The 23,908-nt window shown below is 71.1% G+C and carries 18 protein-coding genes; 12 read left to right on the forward strand and 6 right to left on the reverse strand.

Annotated elements, in window-relative coordinates; genetic code table 11:
• Window positions 1–347 precede the first annotated feature (347 nt).
• The 4 genes from ACFY7C_RS22010 to ACFY7C_RS22025 all read left to right on the forward strand — a co-directional run bounded on the left by ACFY7C_RS22010 (window position 348) and on the right by ACFY7C_RS22025 (window position 4,503).
• Window positions 348–527, forward strand: coding sequence for an SPOR domain-containing protein (locus tag ACFY7C_RS22010; RefSeq protein ID WP_389653202.1), 180 nt, complete (start codon window positions 348–350; stop codon window positions 525–527).
• Between the two features lie 36 nt (window positions 528–563).
• On the forward strand, window positions 564–1,103 hold the full coding sequence (locus ACFY7C_RS22015) for a (deoxy)nucleoside triphosphate pyrophosphohydrolase (protein ID WP_389653205.1): 540 nt from the start codon (window positions 564–566) through the stop codon (window positions 1,101–1,103).
• A gap of 109 nt (window positions 1,104–1,212) precedes the next feature.
• On the forward strand, window positions 1,213–1,635 hold the full coding sequence (locus ACFY7C_RS22020; RefSeq protein WP_389653208.1) for an ATP-binding protein: 423 nt from the start codon (window positions 1,213–1,215) through the stop codon (window positions 1,633–1,635).
• Between the two features lie 144 nt (window positions 1,636–1,779).
• Window positions 1,780–4,503 carry a SpoIIE family protein phosphatase gene (locus ACFY7C_RS22025; protein ID WP_389653210.1) on the forward strand — a complete coding sequence of 908 codons (2,724 nt, stop codon included), beginning with the start codon at window positions 1,780–1,782 and terminating at the stop codon, window positions 4,501–4,503.
• A gap of 77 nt (window positions 4,504–4,580) precedes the next feature.
• Here the strand turns inward: ACFY7C_RS22025 and ACFY7C_RS22030 are convergent, their stop codons facing one another.
• Together ACFY7C_RS22030 and ACFY7C_RS22035 are read right to left on the reverse strand one after the other, a co-directional pair.
• Window positions 4,581–5,291 carry a PspA/IM30 family protein gene (locus ACFY7C_RS22030; RefSeq protein WP_389653213.1) on the reverse strand — a complete coding sequence of 237 codons (711 nt, stop codon included), beginning with the start codon at window positions 5,289–5,291 and terminating at the stop codon, window positions 4,581–4,583.
• Window positions 5,292–5,338: 47 nt separating this feature from the next.
• A complete protein-coding gene (locus ACFY7C_RS22035) occupies window positions 5,339–7,456 on the reverse strand; it encodes a TPM domain-containing protein (RefSeq protein ID WP_389653216.1) in 2,118 nt (705 codons plus the stop codon).
• 280 nt (window positions 7,457–7,736) lie between these two features.
• On the opposite strand from ACFY7C_RS22035, the gene ACFY7C_RS22040 reads away from it, so the two are divergent.
• Window positions 7,737–8,738: a hypothetical protein gene (locus tag ACFY7C_RS22040; protein ID WP_389653219.1), complete on the forward strand. Its 1,002-nt coding sequence runs from the start codon at window positions 7,737–7,739 to the stop codon at window positions 8,736–8,738.
• Between the two features lie 46 nt (window positions 8,739–8,784).
• On the opposite strand, the gene ACFY7C_RS22045 is transcribed toward ACFY7C_RS22040, so the two are convergent.
• The 4 genes from ACFY7C_RS22045 to ACFY7C_RS22060 are packed head-to-tail and all read right to left on the reverse strand — an operon-like array spanning window position 8,785 to window position 12,556.
• Window positions 8,785–9,555 carry a succinate dehydrogenase/fumarate reductase iron-sulfur subunit gene (locus ACFY7C_RS22045; RefSeq protein WP_389653222.1) on the reverse strand — a complete coding sequence of 257 codons (771 nt, stop codon included), beginning with the start codon at window positions 9,553–9,555 and terminating at the stop codon, window positions 8,785–8,787.
• On the reverse strand, window positions 9,552–11,474 hold the full coding sequence (locus ACFY7C_RS22050) for a fumarate reductase/succinate dehydrogenase flavoprotein subunit (RefSeq protein ID WP_389653225.1): 1,923 nt from the start codon (window positions 11,472–11,474) through the stop codon (window positions 9,552–9,554). Before ACFY7C_RS22050 ends, ACFY7C_RS22045 begins: the two co-directional genes overlap by 4 nt.
• Window position 11,475: 1 nt before the next feature.
• Window positions 11,476–12,297 (reverse strand): hypothetical protein, encoded by an 822-nt coding sequence (locus ACFY7C_RS22055; protein ID WP_389653229.1) that lies wholly within the window; start codon window positions 12,295–12,297, stop codon window positions 11,476–11,478.
• A gap of 34 nt (window positions 12,298–12,331) precedes the next feature.
• A complete protein-coding gene (locus ACFY7C_RS22060) occupies window positions 12,332–12,556 on the reverse strand; it encodes a hypothetical protein (RefSeq protein ID WP_389653232.1) in 225 nt (74 codons plus the stop codon).
• Between the two features lie 262 nt (window positions 12,557–12,818).
• Here ACFY7C_RS22060 and ACFY7C_RS22065 point away from each other — a divergent pair, with 262 nt between their 5' ends.
• The 7 genes from ACFY7C_RS22065 to ACFY7C_RS22095 all read left to right on the forward strand — a co-directional run bounded on the left by ACFY7C_RS22065 (window position 12,819) and on the right by ACFY7C_RS22095 (window position 23,765).
• The gene (locus ACFY7C_RS22065; RefSeq protein ID WP_389653235.1) at window positions 12,819–15,212 is read left to right on the forward strand and encodes an ABC transporter family substrate-binding protein; all 2,394 of its coding nucleotides are present in this window, start codon (window positions 12,819–12,821) and stop codon (window positions 15,210–15,212) included.
• Between the two features lie 338 nt (window positions 15,213–15,550).
• The gene (gene typA, locus ACFY7C_RS22070; RefSeq protein WP_389653239.1) at window positions 15,551–17,452 is read left to right on the forward strand and encodes a translational GTPase TypA; all 1,902 of its coding nucleotides are present in this window, start codon (window positions 15,551–15,553) and stop codon (window positions 17,450–17,452) included.
• 452 nt (window positions 17,453–17,904) lie between these two features.
• Entirely contained in the window at window positions 17,905–19,542 is a 1,638-nt protein-coding gene (locus ACFY7C_RS22075) for an ABC transporter substrate-binding protein (protein WP_389653242.1), read from the forward strand.
• 172 nt (window positions 19,543–19,714) lie between these two features.
• On the forward strand, window positions 19,715–20,647 hold the full coding sequence (locus ACFY7C_RS22080) for an ABC transporter permease (protein WP_389654454.1): 933 nt from the start codon (window positions 19,715–19,717) through the stop codon (window positions 20,645–20,647).
• Window positions 20,640–21,593 (forward strand): ABC transporter permease, encoded by a 954-nt coding sequence (locus ACFY7C_RS22085; RefSeq protein WP_389653244.1) that lies wholly within the window; start codon window positions 20,640–20,642, stop codon window positions 21,591–21,593. Before ACFY7C_RS22080 ends, ACFY7C_RS22085 begins: the two co-directional genes overlap by 8 nt.
• Before the next feature lie 14 nt (window positions 21,594–21,607).
• Window positions 21,608–22,666, forward strand: coding sequence for an ABC transporter ATP-binding protein (locus ACFY7C_RS22090; protein WP_389653247.1), 1,059 nt, complete (start codon window positions 21,608–21,610; stop codon window positions 22,664–22,666).
• Window positions 22,659–23,765, forward strand: coding sequence for an ABC transporter ATP-binding protein (locus tag ACFY7C_RS22095; protein ID WP_389653250.1), 1,107 nt, complete (start codon window positions 22,659–22,661; stop codon window positions 23,763–23,765). Before ACFY7C_RS22090 ends, ACFY7C_RS22095 begins: the two co-directional genes overlap by 8 nt.
• Window positions 23,766–23,908 lie beyond the last annotated feature (143 nt).

The following is a 23,908-nucleotide window of genomic DNA, read 5'->3' on the forward strand; positions in this document are numbered from 1 at the left end:
GGCGGGGGTCGCCGGCGTGCGGTGCGGGGCCGGACCATCACCGGCCTGCGGCGCCGGTCGGCTTCGCGGGGCGACGGGCGCCGTCGAGTGACGGTTTGTCATGCCCTTCTCCCGGCTCGCGGGGCCCGGCGGCGGCCGGGCCCGTCCTCATGCCGGTGCCCACCGTCCCGATGGCGGCCCCCGTCGTCCGCTCTCCGGCCGCTCTCCGCCGGTTACCGGCCAGATACATATCTCTTTGTGAAAACCCGTATCCGCTGTGTAAAGGTCAGGCGTAAGCTCAGGCATATGCGGATTGCGGTTTCCACGAGATCGTTAGACACAGCCGGGTCGGCGGAGGGAGAAGTCCGATGAGCGACAGCGGTCCCGTCCTTCCCTGGCTGGTCATACGCCAGGACGACAACGGCAACCGCTACCGCGTCGGCCGGTACGCGACTCAGGACGAAGCCCAGAAGATCGCCGACAGCCTCGACGCCCGCGGACACAAGCAGCTCTACTCGGTGGAGCGCATCGGTCAGCCCGCGCTCTGACCCCTGGCGCCCGGGAGCGGGGTTAGGCTCCCGGGCATGACCGATCGCAGTGCCGACCCCGTCGTGGTCGTCGCCGGGGCCCTCTACCACCACGGGCGGCTCCTCGCCGCCCGGCGCAGCGCGCCCGCCGAGCTCGCGGGCCGATGGGAGCTGCCCGGCGGCAAGCTGGAGCCGGGCGAGAGCTCCGAGGAGGCGCTGGTCCGGGAGCTGCGCGAGGAGCTGGGCATCGAGGCCGAGGTCGGCGAGCGCATCCCCGGCGAATGGCCGCTCAAGCCCGGTTACGTCCTGCGGGTGTGGGCCGCCCGGCTGCGCTCCGGCGAGCCCCGGCCGCTGGAGGACCACGACGAGCTGCGCTGGCTGGCCCGTCACGAGCTGGACTCCGTCGACTGGCTCGACCAGGACCGCCCCGCCGTCGCCGAGGCCGGCCGCCTCCTGCCGGCCGCCCCCGGCACCCCCGCAACGCCCGGCGGCGCCGGTGGCTCCGCCCCGTCCGGCACCCCCACCACATCCGCCGGCCCTGGCGGTTCCGCTCCCTCCGGAGGTCCCGCCACTCCGGCGGACGGCGTGCGTCGCTGAGCCCTACGCCGTTCGTGCCACCGTGCGCCGACTGCCGCGCCCGGCGCGATATCCCACTCCGAATATCGGGTATGTCCTGACTAACCCCCCGAAATAGGACGTGGGCCCCGTGATCGACACCCAAGGCGACCGCGCCGAGTGGCACTTTCCCGCGGAGGCCGACGCCGTGCGCACGGCCCGCCACGCGGTGCGGGACGCCCTGAGGTCCTGGCAGCTCGACGCGGTGGTCGGGGACGTGACGGTCCTGCTGGTCAGCGAGCTGGTCACCAACTCCCTGCGCTATGCCTCCGGGCCCATCGGCGTCCGCCTGGTCCGCCTCCGGGCGGACGGGACCAGCCCCGGACGCGGCCCCGCGCTGCTCGTGGAAGTCTCGGATCCGCTTCCCGACGGGCCCACCGAGCGCCCCGCCGGGCCCGACGACGAGGGGGGCCGCGGACTCCAGCTCGTCGCCGGTTCCGCCCGGCGCTGGGGCACCCGCGCGGGACGGACCGGGAAAACCGTGTGGTTCGAGCTGGCCTTGCCTGGTGAGTAAAGAGAGTGGGACGACGATCAGCGGGCCTCGGCCGGAAACGAACGAGACCACCCTGTGATCGTGAACGTCGTGCCGACGGGGGCCATGGTGCTGAATACTGCCGTCATGGCCGGTCCGGTGCGGTGAGCTGGAGGGGACGGTCGCGTGAGCGAGATACCTGAGACGGCGAGCGGGGTCGTGTGGCAGAGCAGCCCGCCCGGATCCATCTATGACTACATCCGGGTCGCCTCCTTCTCGATAGGCCCCGACGGGCTCGTCGATCAGTGGAGCAAGCGTGCCGTCGAACTCTTCGGAGTCACCGCCGAAGAGGCCAGGGGCAAGGATCCGGTCGAGGCCTTCATGCCCGCCGACCTGCGCGAACGTGGACACCACCGGGTCAGGGAGATCCTCGACGGCAAGGAGTGGACGGGGCTCGTCCCCTTCCGGATGCCGGGCGAGGACCGCGCCCACGGCATCGCCGAGCTCTATGTGATGCCGAGCGAGACGCAGGCCGGGGAACGGGCTGCGCTGTGCATCGTGGTCGACGTGCGGGCCCTGCGCCGCATCGAGACCGACCTCGCCGCCTCGCAGGCCATTTTCGGCCAATCCCCCTTCGGCTTTCTCCTCTTCGGCACCGACCTGACCGTCAAGCGGGCCAACCGCCGCTTCGCCACCGTCTTCGGCGGCTCCGCCGACGACCACCGCGGGCGGACCGTCCACGACTACCTCACCCGGCCCGAGGCCGACCGGATGACCGTCGCGCTGAAGAAGGTCCTGGAGACCGGCGAGTCCGTGGCCGACCTCCAGATCGTCGGCGCCGCTCCCGGCTCCAGCGACCGGCGCCACTGGTCGGTCAACCTCTACCGCGTCCACAGCGGCTCCGGCCGCCCGATCGGGGTCGCCGGCCTCGGCATCGACGTCACCCGCCGGCACAACGCCGCCCGCGAGGCCGCCAGCGCCCGCCGCAACCTCGCCCTCCTCAACCAGGCCGGGGCCCGCATAGGGAACTCCCTCGACCTGGAGGCCACCGCCCGCGAACTCCTCGACGTCGCCGTCCCCGGCTTCTGCGACCTCGCCGCCGTCGACCTCTACCAGGGGCTGCTCACCGGAGACGAGGCCCCGCCCGGACGCTGGGGCAGCTCCCACGACGTCGGTTACGGGGCGGGCAGCGCCGAACTGCGCAGGGTCGCCGTCGCCAGCGCCGTCGCCGACACCCCCGTACGCGTCGGAAAGCCACGCGTCGCCGGAGACGACGCCAAGACCGGGGCCGACGCCAAGACCGGCGATGACGCGAAGGCCGGGGACGGCGGGCCCGCGAGGACCGGCCCGGCCGTCGGGGCCACCGAGCACTCCGAGCACTCCGAGCACACCGGGCACAGCCGGCACACCGGGCCGACCGCCGACCTGTGTTGCGACACCGGTCCCGTCCAGGTCGGCTCCGTCCACCGCTACCCGTTCAACTCGCCCTGCGCCGGAGCCCTGCGCACCGGGCGTCTGCGCACCGTGCCCGGCCCGGACGGCAGCCTCGTCCAGTCCACGCTCGTGGTCCCGATGGTCGCCCACGACACCGTCGTCGGACTCGTCCAGTTCTCCCGGGTCAAGGGCAGTGAACCCTTCGGCGAACGCGATCGCGCCCTCGCCGGCGAACTCGCCGCCCGCGCCGCCGTCTGCATCGACAACGCCCGCCTCTACCGGCGCGAACACGAGCGGGCCCTCATCCTCCAGCGCAGCCTGTTGCCGCCCGGCGACCCCGAGGCCGCCGGACTCGACATCGCCTGCCGCTATCTGCCCGGCACGGTCGGCTCCGAGGTCGGCGGCGACTGGTTCGACGTCATCGAACTGCCCGGCCACCGGACCGCCCTGGTCATCGGCGACGTCATGGGCCGCGGCCTGCGCGCCGCCGTCGCCATGGGCGAACTGCGCACCGCCGTGCGCACCCTCGCCCAGCTCGACCTCGAACCCGCCGAGGTCCTCTCCCATCTCGACGAGATCGCCCGCGGCCTCGGCGCCCCGGCCGGAGCCCAGCAGTCCGCCCGCGCGCACAAGGCCCGCGGCCCCGAACTGTCCGAGGTCTACCTCGCCACCTGCGTCTACGCCGTCTACGACCCCGTCACCCGGCGCTGCACCTTCGCCAACGCGGGCCACCTCCCGCCGGTGCTCCTCGAACCCGGCGAGGAGGCCCTGCTCCTCGACGTACCCCCCGGGATGCCGCTGGGCGTCGGGGGCGAGCCCTTCGAGGAGGTCGAGGTCGAGCTGCCCGAGGGCGCGCTGCTCGCCCTCTACACCGACGGGCTCGTCGAGTCCCGCGACCATCCGCTCGACGAGGGACTGAGCGCCTTCCGCAGCGCCCTCGCCAACCCCGGCCGCCCGCTCGAGGACGTCTGCGACCACGTCCTGACCACCCTGGACACCCGCCACGGCGAGGACGACATCGCCCTGCTCATGGCCAGGATCCAGGGCCTGCCCAGCGAGGCCGTGGGCGACTGGCGGCTCCCCAGGGAACCCCGCTCGGTCGGCCGCGCCCGCGAACTGGCCCGCGCCCAGCTCACCGCCTGGGAGCTGGAGCCCCTGGTGGACACCGTCGAACTGCTGGTCAGCGAGCTGGTCACCAACGCCCTTCGTTACGGCGAGGGGGAGATCCGGCTGCGGCTGCTGCGCGACCGCACCCTGGTCTGCGAGGTGTGGGACGCCGGGCTCGTCCAGCCCCGGCGCCGCCGCGCCAAGGACACCGACGAGGGCGGCCGTGGACTGCAGCTGGTCGGACTGCTCAGCGCCGCCTGGGGCTCGCGCCGCACCCCGCGCGGCAAGACCGTCTGGTTCGAACTGCCCCTGCCGGACGGCGACGGCCTCGCCGAACCCACCGTCGACCAGCTGCTCAGCATGTTCTGACCAACCGGCCCGCAGCGCCCCGGCCCGTCGCACCGCACCGGCCGGGCGAGCCGCGCCGGCCGGAAGGGGCACGTCGGTCAGGCGGCCTTGAGCGCGGCGAGCCGGGCCGCGATCTCCGCCTCGTCGCCGAGGGCGTCCAGCTGCTCGAACTGGCTGTCCAGCGAGGAGGCGGCGAGCTCCTGCTTGCCCATCGCCCTCGCCTCCTCCCGTCGGACCTTGTCCTCGAAGCGGCTCAGCTCGCTCGTCGGGTCCAGGACGTCGATGCCCTTCACCGCGTCCATCATCGTGTTCTGCGCCTGCGCCGACTTCGCCCGCGCGACCAGCTCGTCGCGCTTCGCCCGGAGCTCGCCCAGCTTGGCCTTCATCTGGTCCAGGCCGCTCTTGAGCTTGTTCACCACCTCGGTCTGCGCGGCGATCGTCGGCTCGGCCGTCCTCGCCTCCTTCTCCGACTGGAGCTGGCGGCCCAGCGCGATCTTCGCCAGGTTGTCGAAGCGGTCCGCCTCCGCCGTCTGCCCGCCGGCCCGCAGCCCGTCCGCCTTGCGGCTCGCGGCCAGGGCCTTCTCGCCCCACTCCCTCGCCGCCGCCACGTCCTCCTGGTGGTCCTGCTCCATCAGCCGCAGATTGCCGATGGTCGCCGCGACGGCCTCCTCCGCCTCCGAGATGTTGCTCGAATAGTCGCGGATCAGCTGGTCCAGCATCTTCTGCGGATCCTCCGCCTGGTCCAGCAGGGCGTTGATGTTCGCCTTCGCCAGCTGGGCGACGCGGCCGAGGACGGTCTGCTTGCTCATGGACGGTCTCCTTGCGCACAAGACGGGATACGAGTGAAAGGGCGAGGTCAGAAACGACCGCCGCCGCCCAGCCGGCCGCGCGTGCCGCCGCCGCCGAAGCTGCCGGGACCGCCGCCGAAGCCGCCGCCCCCGAAACCCCCGCCATGACCACCGAAACCCCCACCACGACCTCCCCCGAACAGTCCGCCGAGGATGATGCCGCCGAGCACTGCCCCACCGAGCCCGCCGCCGCCGGCACCTCCCACCCCTGTTACACCGCCAAGGCCGTTCGGGTTCCCGTACGTCCGCACGTCCTGCTCCGCGAGCTCCTGCGCCTGCCGGGCCAGCGCGTCCGCCCGCTGCGCCTCGGCGAGCGCCGACCGCGGGTCGTCGGCGGCGAGCTGCCCGGCCCGGTCCAGGCGGCGCCGGGCCTCGGCCAGGCGGGTGCGGGCCTCGGCACCGACGGCCCCGCGGTGGGTGGCGATGTAGTCACCGGCCGCGCCGATCGCCGAACGGGCCGTCAGCGTCACCTGATCAAGGAGCGCACGGGCGCGCCCGGCTCCCGACTCGCGCTCCCGCGCGCCCTCCAGTGCCTCGTCGAGCGCCGTGTCCGCCTCCTCGATCCGGCGCAGCGCGTCGATCGGGTCGTACCGGCCGGAGTCCACCGCCGCCCGCACGGCGGCGAGCACCGACTCGGCCCGGCCGATCCGGCCCCGCAGATCGGCCGTCGGCACCTCCTCGGCGGTGCCCTGGAGCAGCCCGCGGGCGTCGGCCAGGTCCGCCTCGGTCTCCTCGATCGCCCCGGAGAGCCTGCCCACCGCCTCGGCGAGCTCCTGGGCCCGCCGGTCCACGGCGTCGATCAGCCGGGCCGCCTGGTCGACCGCGCCCTCGGCGGCCCGGATCTGCACGGCCGCGCCGCCGTTGTCGCCCCCGTCGAGCCGCTGCCGGGCCGCGTTGATGGTGGTGGTGGCGAACACCAGCCGGTCCTTGGCCTGTTCGACGTCGCCGGAGACCGGGGCCGCCGCGGAGTCGGTGTAGCGCTCGCGCATCGCCGTCAGGGCCGCCTCCGCCGTGCCGACCCGGCCGGTCTGCTCGCGGAACGCGTTCTCGACGGTGGTCAGGGCCTGCGCGGCGTTGCGCTCCAGCGCCCGCAGCCGGTCGAAGTCCGCGGCCTCCGCGTCCAGGCGGGCGTTGACGTCCGCGCAGCGCCGCAGGATCTCGTCCAGCATCGAGCGGCGGGTCGCGTCGTCCTCGGGGAACGCGTCGTCGAGCTGCTGCCGCAGCCGGAACGCGGCCGTGAGCTCGCCCTCCGCGTACCGCAGTGCCTCCGTGAAGGGCCCGCTCGCCTCCTCGCCGAACTGCGCGACCGCGAAGCCCAGTTCCTCCTGGCTGGTGCGCACGGCGTCGTCGGTGGCCACCAGCGCCTTCCGGGCCCGACCGTCCAGCTCGTCGAGCGAGGGCTGTGCGGGAGCCTTCGGCGCGCCCCAGCCCTGGCCTCCGCCCGGGCCTGCGCTCCCGCCGCCGGGTGTGGTGCGGGTGGCGGTCCTGCGCCGGCGCTTGCCGTACGCGTACGCCGCCACCGCCCCGGCGCCGCCGACCAGGACCAGGGGCAGGATCAGGTCGGTGGCGGAGGTGGAACCGTCGGACGCGCCGCCGCCCGGATCGGCGGGGCCGGGGGTGATCGTGGGGGCGGGGACGGGCTGTCCGGCGAGGACGGCCGTGTAGCCGTTCGCGGCGCCGACGGCGGCGCCCGCCCAGTCGTTCTGCCGCAGCGCCGGTTCGATCGCGGTCCGTGCCACGTCGTCGAGCCGGCCCTGGGTGAAGCGGGAGTCGGGGTCGGCGGAGTAGCCGTAGAGCCGGTCGTGGGTGGCGACGGCGAGCAGCAGGTCGTCGCGGCCGAGGCCGTTCCGCTCGGCGGTGGCGTCGGCCCAGCTCTGCGCGCCGCGGCCGGAGAAGTCCCGTACGTAGACGACGAAGAGCTGCACGCGCCCGGCGTCGTAGAGCCGGTCGAGGGCCTGCGCCACGGCGGCCCGCCGGTCGCCGAGGGCTCCCACCCGGTCGGTGATCTGCCCCTCCCGGGACAGGTCGACGGGGTCGTCGGCATGGGCGCCGTGGGCGGCGGGCACGACCAGCCACCACGCCGCCACCAGCGCCGAGAGCAGGACCCGGGTGGCTCTTCGCGTCACGGAAGCGAGGTTATGTCCCGGATTGTCCCCGCGCGACCGGGCTGAGCCCACCGGGCCGCCCGCCCGCGCGCCCACCGGGCCGCCCCTCCCGGCCGCCCGCCCGCCCGGCCGCCCGCCCGCCCGGCCGCGCGCCCGGCCGGGCGACAGGGCCGCGCGAAGTCCGCGACGACCGCGGAAACCGTTCTCCACAGGCTCGCGTCACTGTCGGTAGCCGCCGCTACGGTGGCTCCAGTGACACGACGACCCTCGGGGGGCCCGGGTGAAGGCACGGTGGAAGAGCATGTGGCGGCGGGGACGCTGGGTCGTCCTCGGGCTTGTCCTCCTGCTCGTGGTCCCGGTGCTGGCCGCGGGCACGGCGCTGCGCCTCAACTACACGGGTGAGCTGCGCGAGGGCACCAAGACCCGTGGCAAGGACGCCATCTGGCTCGGTCACGCCTGGGTCGACGGCCGGAAGAAGGACGCCGACCTCACCGCCTTCGCCGCGAGGATCAAGGGCACGGGCATCCGCGACCTGTACGTCCACGCCGGGCCCCTGGAGCACGACGGCACCCTGCCCGCCGAGCGCTATCCCCGGGCGCGCTGGCTCGTCGACGGCGTCCACCGCACCATGCCGGGCATACGGGTGCACGCCTGGCTGGGCGACATCCTCGCCACCGAGGGCCCCGACGGGCTGCGCCTGGAGGACGCCGGCTCGCGGGCCGCGGTGGTGGCCTCGGCCCGGCAGATCCTCGACGCCGGCTTCGAAGGGGTCCACTTCGACCTGGAGCCGCTGCACTCCGACGACCGCCACTATCTGTCGCTGCTCGACGACCTCGGCGAGCTCACCCGGGCCCGCAAGGCGCCGCTCTCCGTCGCCGCGCACCAGATAGACCCGCTGCCGGCCGCGCACCAGGCCCTCGGGGTGCTCTCGGGCGGCAGCGAGAAGTGGTGGTCGCAGGAGTTCTTCGGACAGGTCGCCCGCCGTGTCGACCAGATCGCCGTCATGTCGTACGACACCTGGATGCCGCTGGAGGGCATGTACGGCGGCTATGTCGCCCAGCAGACCAGCCTCGCCCTGGAGGTGACCCCCGAGAGCACGGACCTCCTCATGGGGCTGCCGTTCTTCCACGAGGACGACCTCGGACACCACGAGAACGCCGAGACCGTGGCCGCCGCCGTCCGGGGCGCCCGGCTGGGGCTCGGGCGCACCGACCCCGGCCGGGAGCGTTTCGGACTCGCGCTGTACGTCGACTTCGCGGCCGAGGAGCGGGACTGGGCGGCCTACCGGGCGGGCTGGCACTGAGCGGGACCGCCCCCGCCCCCGGCCTGGGACCGCCGCCCGCCGCGGGCTACGACCTCCGCCTTCGGATCCGGTTGCCCAGCCACACCACCGGGTCGTACTTCCGGTCCACGACCCGCTCCTTCATCGGGATCAGGGCGTTGTCGGTGATGTGGATGTCCTCCGGGCAGACCTCGGTGCAGCACTTGGTGATGTTGCAGTAGCCGAGGCCGTGGTCGTCCTGGGCGGTGCGGCGGCGGTCGAGGCCCACGTCCTCGGCGGCGTCCAGCGGGTGCATGTCGAGCTCGGCGATCCGCATGAGGAAGCGCGGCCCGGCGAAGACCTCCTTGTTCTCCTCGTGGTCACGGACCACATGGCAGGTGTTCTGGCACAGGAAGCACTCGATGCACTTGCGAAACTCCTGCGAGCGGTCGACGTCCTCCTGCCGCATCCGGTACTCGCCCGGCGCCAGTCCGGCGGGCGGCACGAAGGCGGGGATCTCCCTCGCCTTCGCGTAGTTGAAGGACACGTCCGTCACCAGGTCGCGGACCACGGGGAAGGCCCGCATGGGTGTCACGGTGACCGTCTCGTCCGGGTCGAAGACCGACATCCGGGTCATGCACAGCAGCCGGGGCCGGCCGTTGATCTCGGCCGAGCAGGAGCCGCACTTGCCGGCCTTGCAGTTCCAGCGCACGGCCAGGTCCGGCGCCTGGGTGGCCTGGAGGCGGTGGACGATGTCGAGGACGACCTCGCCGTCGTTCACCTCGACGGTGTAGTCGGCCAGTTCGCCGCCGTCGGCGTCGCCCCGCCAGATGCGGAACCGAGCGTCGTACGTACTCATGACTCCAGCCCCGCTTCCGCCGCGTCCAGCTCGTCCTCCGACAGGTACTTCGCCAGCTCCTCCTTCTCGAAGAGGGCGAGCAGATCGGCGCGGATCGGCTCGGTGCGCACCCGCTCCAGCCGCACGCCGCCCTCGCCCCCGTCCCCGTCGGCCGCCCGGCACAGCAGGTTCACCGGCCGCCAGGCGCGGTCCATCGAGGGCCGGTCCTCCCGGGTGTGCCCGCCGCGGCTCTCCGTCCGCTCCAGGGCCGCCCGGGCCACGCACTCGCCGACCAGCAGCATGTTGCGCAGGTCCAGGGCCAGGTGCCAGCCGGGGTTGAACTGCCGGTGGCCCTCGACGGCGAGCCACCGCGCCCGCTCGCGCAGCCGCGCGATCCGCTCCAGGGCCTCGGCCATCTCGCTCTCCCGCCGGATGATCCCGACCAGGTCGTTCATCGTCTGCTGGAGCTCCTGGTGGAGCGTGTACGGATTCTCGGCGGCCGCCCCGAAGGCCTCGCCGTCGAACGGGGCCAGCGCCTCCGCCCGCGCCTCGGCCACCGCCTCCTCGCCGACCTCGACCCGGCCCGCCTCCGCCGCGTACGCGGCGGCGTACAGCCCGGCCCGGCGCCCGAAGACCAGCAGGTCGGACAGGGAGTTGCCGCCGAGCCGGTTGGAGCCGTGCATGCCGCCGGCGACCTCACCGGCCGCGAAGAGCCCGGGAACGCCGACCGTGGCCGCGCTCTCCGAGTCGACGGCGACCCCGCCCATCACGTAGTGGCAGGTCGGCCCGACCTCCATGGCCTCGGCCGTGATGTCGACGTCCGCCAGCTCCTTGAACTGGTGGTACATCGACGGCAGCCGGCGCCGGATCACCTCCGCCGGCATCCGGGTCGACACGTCGAGGAAGACCCCGCCGTGCGGGGAGCCGCGGCCCGCCTTGACCTCCGCGTTGATGGCCCGGGCCACCTCGTCGCGCGGCAGCAGCTCGGGCGGACGGCGGTTGTGGTCCGGGTCCTCGTACCAGCGGTCGCCCTCCTCCTCCGTCTGCGCGTACTTCTCCTTGAAGACGTCGGGCACGTAGTCGAACATGAACCGCTTGCCCTCGGAGTTGCGCAGCACCCCGCCGTCGCCGCGCACCGACTCGGTGACGAGGATGCCCTTCACGGACGGCGGCCAGACCATCCCGGTCGGATGGAACTGCACGAACTCCATGTTGACCAGCGGCGCGCCCGCGAGCAGGGCGAGCGCGTGACCGTCGCCGGTGTACTCCCACGAGTTGGAGGTCACCTTGAAGGACTTGCCGATGCCGCCGGTCGCGAGGACCACCGCCGGCGCCTGGAGGACGAAGAAGCGCCCGGACTCCCGCTCGTAGCAGAAGACCCCCGCGACCCGCCCCGACGCGTCCTTCAGGACGCGGGTGACCGTGCACTCCTGGAAGACCTTCAGACCGCTCTCGTAGTCGCCGGTCTCGCGGAAGTCCTCCTGCTGGAGGGAGACGATCTTCTGCTGGAGGGTGCGGATCAGCTCCAGGCCGGTCCGGTCCCCGACGTGCGCGAGCCGCGGGTATTCGTGGCCGCCGAAGTTGCGCTGGGAGATCCGCCCGTCGGCGGTGCGGTCGAAGAGGGCGCCCCAGGTCTCCAGCTCCCACACCCGCTCGGGCGCCTCCTGGGCGTGCAGCTCGGCCATCCGCCACTGGTTGAGGAACTTCCCGCCGCGCATGGTGTCGCGGAAGTGGGTCTGCCAGGTGTCGTGCGGGTTGGCGTTGGCCATGGCCGCGGCGATGCCGCCCTCGGCCATCACGGTGTGCGCCTTGCCGAAGAGGGATTTGCAGATGACGGCGGTACGGGCGCCCCGGCCGCGCGCCTCGATCGCCGCCCGCAGCCCGGCGCCGCCGGCGCCGACCACGATCACGTCCCACTGCTGCCGTTCCGTGTCGGTCATCTCAGAAGAACCTCGGGTCGTCGAAGGCGCCGGTGGCGAGCAGGTACACGTACAGGTCGCAGACCGCGACGCTGATCAGCGAGGCCCAGGCGAGCAGCATGTGCCGCCGGTTGAGGCGTCCCGCCCAGGTCCACAGCCGATAGCGCACGGGGTGCTTAGAGAAGTGCCGCAGCCGGCCGCCGACCACGTGCCGGCAGGAGTGGCAGGACAGGGTGTACGCCCAGATGAGCACGATGTTGAGGAGGAAGACCAGCGTCCCGAGCCCGGCGTGCCCCCACGCGTAGGACGCGTCCCGGAAGGCCAGCACGGTGTCGTACGTGAGGACGCCGGCGACCGGCAGGGCCAGGTAGAAGAAGTACCGGTGGATGTTCTGCAGGACCAGCGGGAAGCGGGTCTCGCCGCTGTACGCGCGGTGGGGTTCGGCGACCGCGCAGGCGGGCGGGGAGGCCCAGAAGCCCCGGTAGTAGGCCTTGCGGTAGTAGTAGCAGGTCAGCCGGAAGCCGAGCGGGAAGATCAGGATCAGCAGGGCGGGGGAGAGGCCCCACCAGCTGCCGAAGAGCTCCCAGTTCGGGCCGCCGCGCATGGGCACGCAGTTCTCGGCGAGGCAGGGCGAGTAGAACGGCGAGACGTAGGGCGCGGCGTAGTAGTGAGCGTTGGCGAAGGCCCGCCAGGTCGAGTACGCGACGAAGGCGAGCAGTCCGGCGGCGGTGGCGGCGGGCGCCAGCCACCACCGGTCGGTGCGCAGATGGCGGGCGGCGACGGAGGCGCGCCCCGGGGAGCGCACCCCCGTCGACCGTTCCGAGGGTTCGGTACCTGTGGCCAACGGGAGGCCTCCTCTGCCGGTTGCCGATGGGCGCCTACGGCGCGTGGCGGTCGCGTGCTCCCAGGCCCTCGTCGTCGGAATCGGTCCACATCCCGCTGTCGTACGGGGTGTCCGGGATGGTCACGAGGTCGGGCCGGCCGGTGGCCGGCACCGTGGGCACGCCCCGCTCCGCCGCGACGCGGCGTTCCAGCTGCTCGACCGTGTGCTCGAGGTCGTGCAGGCGGCGCTTGACGGCCGCCAGATCGTCCTGAACGGACATGGTTGCCCTCACTTCCGCGAGTGCGGGGGTGGCGAACACGCGCCTGAGAGTGTCGCGCGTCACATCCCGCTTGTGAAGCCGTGTGCACCTGATTCCACTCGTCCGGAGCGCCCCGGGGCACGGGCGATTGGGCCGCACGGGTGGGCTTTGCCGACCGTGCCGTCGTGTCGCCGACACCGGATCCGCTCCGTCCTTTTCAGTGTATGAGCAATAGGTGTGATCATCTCTAAATGGCATGAAACTGGACGAAGGGGTACAAGTCATGTCCCAGGTCGGCGCCCCTCGCGGGAGGACATGGTCCAGGAGCCCCCGCTCCCGCACGCTCCGCTCCGTCGCGACCCTCGGCAGCGCGTGCCTCGCCCTCGCCGTGCTCGCCGGATGCAGCTCCGGCGACAGCGGCGACGAGCCGCCCGCCGCCGCCCAGGACAACGCGCCGGCCGCCCGTGACAAGGTCGCCGACGGAGGGACCCTGCGCTGGGCCGTCGACGCCCTGCCCACCACCCTCAACGCCTTCCAGGCCGACGCCGACGGCGCCACCGCCCGTATCGCCGGAGCCGTGCTCCCCGCCCTGCACACCCTCGACGAGCGCGGCCGGCCCCGGCTCAACCCGGACTACCTGGAGTCCGCCGAGGTCATCGAGACCGAGCCCCGGCAGGTCGTCCTCTACAAGCTCAACCAGCAGGCGGTCTGGAGCGACGGCCGCGAGATCGGAGCCCCGGACTTCGTCGCCCAGTGGCGGGCCCTGAGCGGCCGGGACACCGCGTACTGGACCGCCCGCAACGCCGGCTACGAGCGGATCGAGAAGATCGAGCGGGGCAAGAACGACCTGGAGGTGCGGGTCACCTTCGGCAAGCCCTACGCCGACTGGCGCTCCCTTTTCACCCCGCTCTACCCCAAGGAGGTGATGGGCTCGCCCAACACCTTCAACGACGGTGCGCGCAGCACCCTCAAGTCCACCGCAGGACCGTTCCTGCTGAAGGCCATCGACCGCGCGAACGGCAACGTCACCCTCGCCCGCAACCCCCGCTGGTGGGGCCAGACCGCCAAGCTCGACTCCCTCGTCCTCACCGCCGTGCCCCGCACGGAGCGGGCCGCCGCGCTCGCCGCCGACAAGCTGGACCTGGCCGAGATCGACCGCTCCGCCGCCGAACGGATCGCCCTCGCGGTACGGGACGCCCGCGCCGGACGGAACGGCGCACCGGCCCTCACCCACGGACCCGGCGCCGGGATCACCCCCGCCGCCGCGCTGAAGTCCTGGGCCCTCGCATACGGCTCCGACGAGGAGAAGGCCGAGGAGGTCCGGGCGGCGCGCGAGGAGAACCAGCGGGCCATCGCCCGGTACGCGGCCGAGCAGAAGGGCCTCGCCGGCTTCGTGGTCCGCAAGTCCCTGGAGCCCGCCTACACCCAGCTCTCCCTCAACGGGGAGTCCGGGCCGCTCGCCGACGAGCGGGTGCGCCGGGCGGTGGCCCGCGCGATCGACCGCAAGGAGCTGGCCGAGACCGTGCTCAAACCGCTCGGACTGCCGGCCAGGCCCCCGGGCAGCCACCTGGCGCTCGTCGGGCAGCCCGCGTACGCCGACAGCAGCGACGCGCTCGGTGACCAGGACACCGAGGAGGCACGGGCGCTCCTCGCCGACGCGGGCTGGGTGCCGGGCGGGGCGCTGAAGAAGAAGCCCGCGGCCGCCACGAAGGCGGGCAGCGAGGCCGAGAAGAAGGCGGAGAAGGCGGCCGAGCGGAAGGCGGGGGAGGGGAGCGCCGGGGAGAAGAAGGACTCGGCGGACAAGAACGCGAAGCAGGAGGCCGACGCCGCCTCCGACGAGGGCCTCTACATCGTCGGCGACGACAAGCCCGGCGAACGCCCCGCCGCCCCGCTGATCGGCGCGGGCGGCCCCGAGAACGGCACCAACATCCTCGCCCCGGCCCCCGTCGCCGCCTTCCAGGGCGCCGCCCTGCTCCGCCAGGCCGCGGCCCTCGACACGGACACCGGCGCCAAGGCGGAGGGCAAGCCGGTGAGCAGACCGGTCGCCGGTGCCTACGCCCCGCGCGGCACGGCCGCCCCGGCGGCCGTGGACGCGGCGGCCGCGCAGGCCCTCGGCAAGGACGGCAAGGCGCTCAGCCTCCGCTTCGTCCTGCCCTCGGGGCCGGGCTCCGAGTCGCTGCGGGCGGTCGGCGACCGGATCGTCCGGATGCTCGACGCCGTCGGCATCCGCACCGAGATCACCAAGGTCTCCGACGAGAGCTTCTTCAAGGACCACATCGCCTCCGGCGACTACGACCTCGCCCTCTACTCCTGGCCCGCGACCGCCTTCCCGGCGACCGACGCCCGGCCGATCTACGCCAAGCCCGAGCCGGCCTCCGACGGCTCCCTGCTCGTGGAGCAGAACTACGCGCGGGTCGGCACCGACCGCATCGACCAGCTCTTCGACCAGGCGGCGGCCACCCTCGACGAGGAGGAGGCCCGCGAGCTGGTCCGCCAGGCCGACGCCCGGATCTGGGCCGCGGCCGGCTCCATCCCGCTCTACCAGCGCCCGCAGCTGGTGGCCGTCAAGCCGGACGTGGTCAACGCGGGCGCCTGGGGCTTCGCCGCCCCCCGCTACCAGGACATCGGCTACAAGAAGCCGGAGCCGGCGAAGGGCGCCGAGCGCAACAAGGGCTAGCGGCCACCGCCCGCATCCCTCGGCAACCCTCGGGCCGAAAACGCCCCAATACCCGAAAGTAGCCGAAACTCCAAGTCGCAAGCTCAGAAGCAGCTCAATTTCCTTGCCCGCCGGTCCCGCCGGCGGGCAGGATCACGATGGCCCCTTGACCCGGCCGCATGAGCTCACATGATCTTCCCCACACCCTGAAAACTCCCAGTAGACCCTCTCGGATCCCTCCGGGGAAGCCCCTTGCACGGCAGCCCCGTACCATAGGACATAGCCGTGGCGCGTCCGCCCGGCGGGCGTAAGAGGAACTGACGCCGATTCCCACGAACCGAGAGAAGCGCAAGCCACCCATGCCCACGCGCCACGACATCCGTAACGTAGCCATCGTCGCCCACGTCGACCACGGCAAGACGACCATCGTCGATGCCATGCTCAAGCAGGCGGGTGCCTTCGCCGCCCACCAGCAGCTCGACGACCGCATGATGGACTCGAACGACCTGGAGCGTGAGAAGGGCATCACGATCCTCGCCAAGAACACGGCGGTGAAGTACCACCCCAAGGACGGCGGGGCCCCGATCACGATCAACATCATCGACACCCCCGGCCACGCCGACTTCGGCGGCGAGGTCGAGCGCGGTCTGTCGATGGTCGACGCCGTCGTCCTCCTGGTGGACGCCTCCGAGGGCCCGCTGCCCCAGACCCGCTTCGTGCTGCGCAAGGCCCTCCAGGCCCGCATGCCCGTCATCCTCTGCATCAACAAGACGGACCGCCCGGACTCCCGGATCGACGAGGTCGTCAACGAGACCTACGACCTGTTCCTGGACCTGGACGCCGACGAGGACCAGATCGAGTTCCCGATCGTCTACGCCTGCGGCCGTGACGGCATCGCCTCGCTGACCAAGCCGGAGGACGGCACGGTCCCGGCGGACTCCACCAACCTGGAGCCCTTCTTCTCCACGATCCTCGAGCACGTCCCGGCCCCGACGTACGAGGAGGACGCGCCGCTCCAGGCCCACGTCACCAACCTCGACGCCGACAACTTCCTCGGCCGCATCGCGCTGCTCCGCGTCGAGCAGGGCGAGCTGCGCAAGGGCCAGACGGTCGCGTGGATCAAGCGTGACGGCTCGATCCAGAACGTCCGCATCACCGAGCTGATGATGACCGAGGCGCTCACCCGCAAGCCGGCCGAGGTGGCCGGCCCCGGTGACATCTGCGCCGTCGCCGGCATCCCCGACATCATGATCGGCGAGACCCTGGCCGACCCGGAGAACCCGGTCGCGCTGCCGCTCATCACGGTCGACGAGCCGGCCATCTCGATGGTGATCGGTACGAACACCTCCCCGCTGGTCGGCCGTGGCGGCACCGGCAAGGGCGCCGACGCCAAGGCCGCGGTCAAGGACCGCAAGGTCACGGCCCGTCAGGTGAAGGACCGTCTGGACCGCGAGCTGATCGGTAACGTCTCGCTCCGCGTCCTCGAGACCGAGCGCCCCGACGCCTGGGAGGTCCAGGGCCGCGGCGAGCTGGCACTGGCGATCCTGGTCGAGCAGATGCGCCGCGAGGGCTTCGAGCTCACCATCGGCAAGCCGCAGGTCGTCACCAAGGACGTGGACGGCAAGGTCCACGAGCCGGTCGAGCGCATGACGATCGACGTGCCCGAGGAGCACATGGGCGCCGTCACCCAGCTCATGGGCGTCCGCAAGGGCCGCATGGACAACATGTCGAACCACGGCTCCGGCTGGGTCCGCATGGAGTTCGTCGTCCCGTCGCGCGGCCTCATCGGCTTCCGTACGGAGTTCCTGACCCAGACCCGCGGCACCGGCATCGCGCACTCCATCCACGAGGGCCACGAGCCGTGGTTCGGCCCGCTGCAGACCCGTAACAACGGTTCGCTGGTCGCCGACCGCGCCGGCTCGGTCACCGCCTTCGCGATGACCAACCTCCAGGAGCGCGGCGTCCTCTTCGTGGAGCCGGGCACCGAGGTGTACGAGGGCATGATCGTCGGTGAGAACTCGCGCTCCGACGACATGGACGTGAACATCACCAAGGAGAAGAAGCTGACGAACATGCGTTCCTCGTCGGCCGACTCCTTCGAGGCGATCGTCCCGCCGCGGAAGCTCTCCCTGGAGCAGTCCCTGGAGTTCTGCCGCGACGACGAGTGCGTCGAGGTCACCCCGGAGGCCGTGCGCATCCGCAAGGTGAACCTGGACGCCCGTGAGCGTGCCCGCGCGGCCTCCCGCGCGAAGAACGGCTGAGCCGGCGCGTAAGCCCGCCGACGTCGGCTGAGCGGAAGCTCACATTCAGGGTCCGGCCCCCCGCACACCGTGCGGGGGGCCGGACCCTTCTTCAACGATTCGTCAACTCGCGTCAACCATATTTACCCGGCCAGGCGTCCGGATATCGGTCGTCGCTCTCCGGAACGTGTGTTAACGGTCCGTTTCGTCGGTGTCTGTCTCTGCTCGCTTTGTCCGGATTTCGGTCTTCCCGCCCTTGGCGATGTTGTCAAAACGAGACCGCTTAAGTGTGGTTTACAGCCCGGACGTACTTAATAGTTGGCTCCATTGAGCTCGGGTCAATGGGTCACGCACTGTGGGGAGTGCCGACTCACGAGCACACTCGGGGCACTTGAGTGCAGCGCCGTCAGGGGTGTCGGCAGAACTCGGAGTGCCCTTCTTGTAGTGACAAGTGGACTCATGAGGAGGAACCCATGCGCGGTGCCAAGAGCGCCAAGTGGGTAGCGGGCGCGATCGTCGTCGCCCTGGCAGCGACCGCCTGTGGCGGGGGTAAGAGCGACGAGGGCAAGGCTGGCGCCGGCGCCGTCGACCCGAACGGAATCTTCTCCGTCGAGCTGGGCGAGCCTGAGAAGCCCCTGCTCACCGGTGACACGATGGAGTCGAACGGCTCCGCGGTCATGGCCGGTCTGTTCTCGACCCTGGTCGACTACAAGGCCGACGGCTCGCTGGAGATGATCAACGCCGAGTCGGTCACCACGACCGACTCGAAGACGTGGACCGTCAAGCTCAAGCCGGGCTGGACCTTCCACGACGGCACCCCGGTGACGTCCAAGTCCTTCGTGGATGCGTGGAACTGGAACGCCAACGTCAAGAACGCGCAGGGCCTCGCGTCCTGGTTCGCGGACGTCAAGGGCTTCGACAAGGTGCACCCCGAGGCGGAGGGCGCCAAGCCGACCTCCGACAAGCTCGAGGGCCTGAAGATCGTCGACGACAACACGTTCACGATCGAGCTCAACTCCGCCGTGCCGTACTTCGCGCACAAGCTGGCCTACATCGTCTTCGCCCCGCTCCCCGAGTCCTTCTTCAAGGACCCGGTCGCCGCGGGCCAGAAGCCGGTCGGCAACGGTCCCTACAAGTTCAAGAGCTGGGACCACAAGAAGAAGATCGAGATCACGCGTTACGACGCGTACAAGGGCCCGAACAAGGCGAAGAACGGCGGTGTGGTCTTCAAGAACTACACCACCCTCGAGGCCGCGTACGAGGACCTGAAGTCGGGCAACGTCGACGTGCTGCGTCAGATCGCGCCGAAGGACCTCCCGGTCTACCGTCAGGACCTCGGCGACCGCGCCGTGGACCAGGCGTACTCCGCGATCCAGACCGTCGCCGTCGCCTTCTACGCCGACCAGTGGAAGAAGCCGAAGCAGATCGACCCGCGCGTCATCCAGGGTCTGTCCATGGGCATCGACCGCGCCACCATCACCAAGACGGTGCTGAACGGCACGCGTGAGCCCGCGACCGGCTGGGTCGCCAAGGGCGTTCTCGGCTACCAGCCGAACGCGGTCGAGGTCACCAAGTTCGACCCGGCCAAGGCCAAGGAGCTCATCAAGGCCGGCGGCGGCGTCCCCGGCGGCAAGATCTCCATCCAGTACAACGCCGACGGTGGCCACAAGGAGTGGGTGGAGGCTGTCTGCAACTCCATCCAGCAGTCCACCGGCGTCCAGTGTGTCGGTGACGGCAAGCCGGACTTCCAGGCCGACCTGACCGCTCGTAAGACGAAGCAGGTCAAGTCCCTGTACCGCTCCGGCTGGGTGCTCGACTACCCGGTGAACGCCAACTTCATCTCGGACCTGTTCCGTACGGGTGCGGGCGGCAACCAGGGCGACTTCTCCAACAAGGAGCTGGACGCCAAGATCGCGGCCGCCGACTCGGCCAAGACGCTCGACGAGTCGGTCAAGGCGTACCAGGCCATCGAGAAGGACCTGGTCAACTACATGCCGTCGATCCCGCTCTGGTACTACAAGGTCAACGCGGGCTACTCGGAGAAGGTCTCCGGCGTGGCGTACGGCCAGGACGGCGACCCGATCCTGACCGGCGTCGAGGTCAAGAAGTAATCACCCAAGCGTAGTCCGCTCGCCGATCGCGGGGCTGACGGATCGTCAGCCCCGTCTCGGCGCCTTACGCAGTGGCTGGGGGGCCCTTCCACGACATCAGCGTGCCCGCACCTGGGCACGCTGTCGGGGGAGGGCCCGTCGGCTGCGGCCGTCACATCTCAACGGAGGCATGATGGGGCGCTATGTCGCACGACGACTGCTCCAGATGATCCCGGTGTTCTTCGGGACAACCCTGCTGATCTTCCTCATGGTCTACAGCCTGCCCGGCGACCCCGTGGCGGGTCTGTTCGGCGACAAGGGCGCGAGCCCGGCGACCATCGAGGCCATCAGACACAAGCTCGGTCTGGACCTGCCGCTCTACGAGCAGTACTGGAACTACATGAAGGGCATCATCCTTCATTTCGACTTCGGTACCCAGATCCGCAACGACCGCCCGGTCACCGAGGTGCTCGGCGAGGCGTTCCCGGTGACGCTCCAGCTGGCCACCCTGGCCTTCGCGTTCGAGCTCATCTTCGGCATCGGTCTCGGCGTCATCGCCGGCCTCCGCGCCGGTCGCCTGGCCGACAACGCCATCCTGATCTTCACCCTGCTGATCATCTCGATCCCGGTCTTCGTGCTCGGCTTCCTCATCAAGATGGTCTTCGCGTTCAACCTGGGCTGGATCCAGCCGAACGTCAGCAACGAGCAGCTGTGGTCGGAGATGATCGCCCCGGCGATCGTGCTCGGTGGCCTCTCCCTCGCGTACGTGGCCCGACTGACCCGTACGTCCATGGCGGAGAACCTGCGCGCCGACTACATGCGCACGGCCATCGCCAAGGGTCTGCCGAAGCGCCGCGTCATCGGCGTCCACCTCATGCGGAACTCGATGATCCCGGTCGTCACCTTCCTCGGCACCGACATCGGCGCCCTCATGGGCGGCGCCATCGTCACCGAGCGCATCTTCAACGTGAAGGGCGTCGGCGGCCTCATCGCCGAGTCGATCACGCGACGCGAGGGCACCACCCTCGTCGGCCTCGTGACCGTTCTGGTGCTCGTCTACCTCGTCACCAGCCTGCTCATCGACCTGCTGTACGCGGTCCTGGACCCGAGGATCCGGTATGCCTGACGTGACCAAGACCGCCACCCCCGTCGACGAGGCCGTCACCACCCCCTCGGTGGACGCCTCCGCCGCGACGGGGAAGCCGGACAAGGCGCGCAGCCTCTGGGGTGACGCCTGGGCGGACCTGCGCCGCAACCCGTACTTCCTCGTCTCGTCGGTGCTGATCGCCTTCCTGCTGCTGATCTCCGCCTTCCCGAGCCTGTTCACCAGCGCCTCGCCCACGGTGGGCGACCTGACGAACCACTTCCTCGGCAAGCCGGAGCTGGCCAGCATCGGTTCCGAGGGCTGGTTCGGCTACGACCAGCAGGGCCGCTCGGTGTACGCCCGACTGATCTACGGCACGCGTGCCTCGATCATCGTCGGCATCTGCGTCACCGCCATCGTCACCGTCGTCGGCGGTCTGATGGGCATGCTCGCCGGTTACTTCGGCGGCCTCTGGGACACGATCCTCTCCCGGATCACCGACATCTTCTTCGGCATCCCGTTCCTGCTCGGCGCCATGGTGGTCCTGCAGTCCTTCACCGAGCGCACCGTCTGGGTCGTCGTCTTCGCCCTCGCCTTCCTCGGCTGGACGCAGATGGCCCGCGTCATGCGCGGTGCCGTGATCACCGTCAAGCAGGCGGACTACGTGCACGCGGCGAAGGCGCTCGGCGCCGGCACCACCCGGATCCTCTTCCGGCACATCCTGCCGAACGCCATGGCCCCCGTGATCGTGGTCGCGACCATCGCGCTCGGCGGCTACATCTCCGCCGAGGCCACGCTGTCCTACCTGGGTCTGGGCCTCGCCGCCCCGACCGTCTCCTGGGGCGTCGACGTCTCCACCGCCGTCGACCAGATCCGAGTGGCCCCGCACGTCCTGCTCTGGCCCTCGATCATGCTGAGCATCACCGTTCTGGCGTTCATCATGCTCGGCGAAGCAGTCCGTAACGCCCTCGACCCGAAGCTGCGCTGAGGAGGGCGTAAAAGATGAGCATCCTTGACAAGACCGCGGCCGTCCCCGCGCCGCGCGACGGCGACGACCACACCGGTCCGCTGCTCGAAGTGCGCGACCTGCACGTCGAGTTCCACACCCGCGACGGTGTGGCCAAGGCGGTCAACGGCGTCAACTACTCGGTCGACGCCGGTGAGACCCTCGCCGTCCTCGGCGAGTCCGGCTCCGGCAAGTCCGTCACCGCCCAGGCCATCATGGGCATCCTCGACATGCCGCCGGGCAAGATCCCGCAGGGCGAGATCTTCTTCCGCGGCCAGGACATGCTGAAGATGTCCAACGAGGAGCGCCGGCAGATCCGCGGCCGCAAGATCGCGATGATCTTCCAGGACGCGCTGTCCTCCCTCAACCCGGTCCTCACCGTCGGCTACCAGCTCGGCGAGATGTTCCGGGTGCACCACGGCATGTCCAAGAAGGACGCCAAGGCCAAGGCCATCGAGCTGATGGACCGGGTGAAGATCCCCGCCGCCAAGGCCCGGGTCTCCGACTACCCGCACCAGTTCTCCGGCGGTATGCGCCAGCGCATCATGATCGCCATGGCGCTCGCCCTGGAGCCGGACCTGATCATCGCGGACGAGCCCACCACGGCGCTCGACGTGACCGTCCAGGCCCAGGTCATGGACCTCCTCGCGGAGCTCCAGCGCGAGTACAACATGGGTCTGATCCTGATCACCCACGACCTCGGCGTCGTCGCCGACGTCGCGGACAAGATCGCGGTCATGTACGCCGGCCGCATCGTGGAGCAGGCGCCGGTGCACGAGCTGTACAAGCGCCCGGCCCACCCGTACACCCGCGGTCTGCTGGACTCGATCCCGCGCCTGGACCAGAAGGGCCAGGAGCTCTACGCGATCAAGGGCCTGCCGCCCAACCTGCTTCGCGTGCCCACCGGCTGCGCCTTCAACCCGCGCTGCCCCAAGGCGACCGACCTCTGCCGTACGGAGATCCCGGCGCTCGCGCCGGTCACCGAGCAGGACGGGGCCGAGCTGCCGGGCCGCAAGAGCGCCTGCCACTTCTGGAAGGAGACGATCCATGGCTGAGCTGAGCAAGACGAACGAGGCCGGGGGCGTGTCCGAGGCGGAGGCCGTAGCCGCCATCGAGGCTCCGGTCGAGCGCGGTGAGCCGATCCTGCAGGTCCGCAACCTGCAGAAGCACTTCCCGCTCACCCAGGGCATCCTGTTCAAGAAGAACGTCGGCGCGGTCAAGGCCGTGGACGGGGTCTCCTTCGACCTCTTCCAGGGCGAGACCCTCGGCATCGTGGGCGAGTCCGGCTGTGGCAAGTCCACCGTCGCCAAGCTCCTGATGAACCTGGAGAAGGCCACCGCGGGCGAGGTCTTCTACAAGGGCCAGGACATCACCCGGCTGTCCGGCCGCGCGCTGAAGGCCGTGCGCCGCAACATCCAGATGGTGTTCCAGGACCCGTACACGTCGCTGAACCCGCGCATGACGGTTGGCGACATCATCGGCGAGCCCTTCGACATCCACCCCGAGGTGGCCCCGAAGGGCGACCGGCGCCGCAAGGTGCAGGAGCTGCTCGACGTCGTCGGTCTGAACCCCGAGTACATCAACCGCTACCCGCACCAGTTCTCCGGCGGTCAGCGCCAGCGCATCGGCATCGCCCGCGGCCTCGCGCTCAACCCGGAGATCATCATCTGCGACGAGCCGGTCTCGGCCCTGGACGTCTCCGTCCAGGCCCAGGTCATCAACCTGATGGAGAAGCTCCAGGACGAGTTCAACCTCTCCTACATCTTCATCGCGCACGACCTGTCGATCGTCCGGCACATCTCGGACCGCGTGGGCGTCATGTACCTGGGCAAGATGGCCGAGATCGGCACGGACACCCAGATCTACGAGCACCCGACCCACCCGTACACCCAGGCGCTGCTCTCCGCGGTGCCGGTGCCGGACCCGGAGGCCCGCGCGCACCGCGAGCGGATCATCCTCACCGGTGACGTGCCCTCGCCGGCCAACCCGCCGTCGGGCTGCCGCTTCCGCACCCGCTGCTGGAAGGCGCAGGACAAGTGCGCCACCGAGGTCCCGGTGCTCGCCGTCCCGGAGCGCTTCAAGGGCAAGGACACCCCGGCCGCGCACGACTCCGCGTGCCACTTCGCCGAGGAGAAGACGGTGCTCCCCGTCTGACCCGCCCGGCCTCGCAGGGCCCCGGCACCCCGTGTGGGTGCCGGGGCCCTGCGCGTTCATCCGGACGCCGTAAAAGTGCACTCCCCTCCATGACGGGTGATATTGGGCCCTAAGTCACGATCAGGACCTTCGGGAGGCATTCC

This window comes from Streptomyces sp. NPDC012769 (assembly GCF_042901205.1).
Lineage (GTDB): Bacteria > Actinomycetota > Actinomycetes > Streptomycetales > Streptomycetaceae > Streptomyces.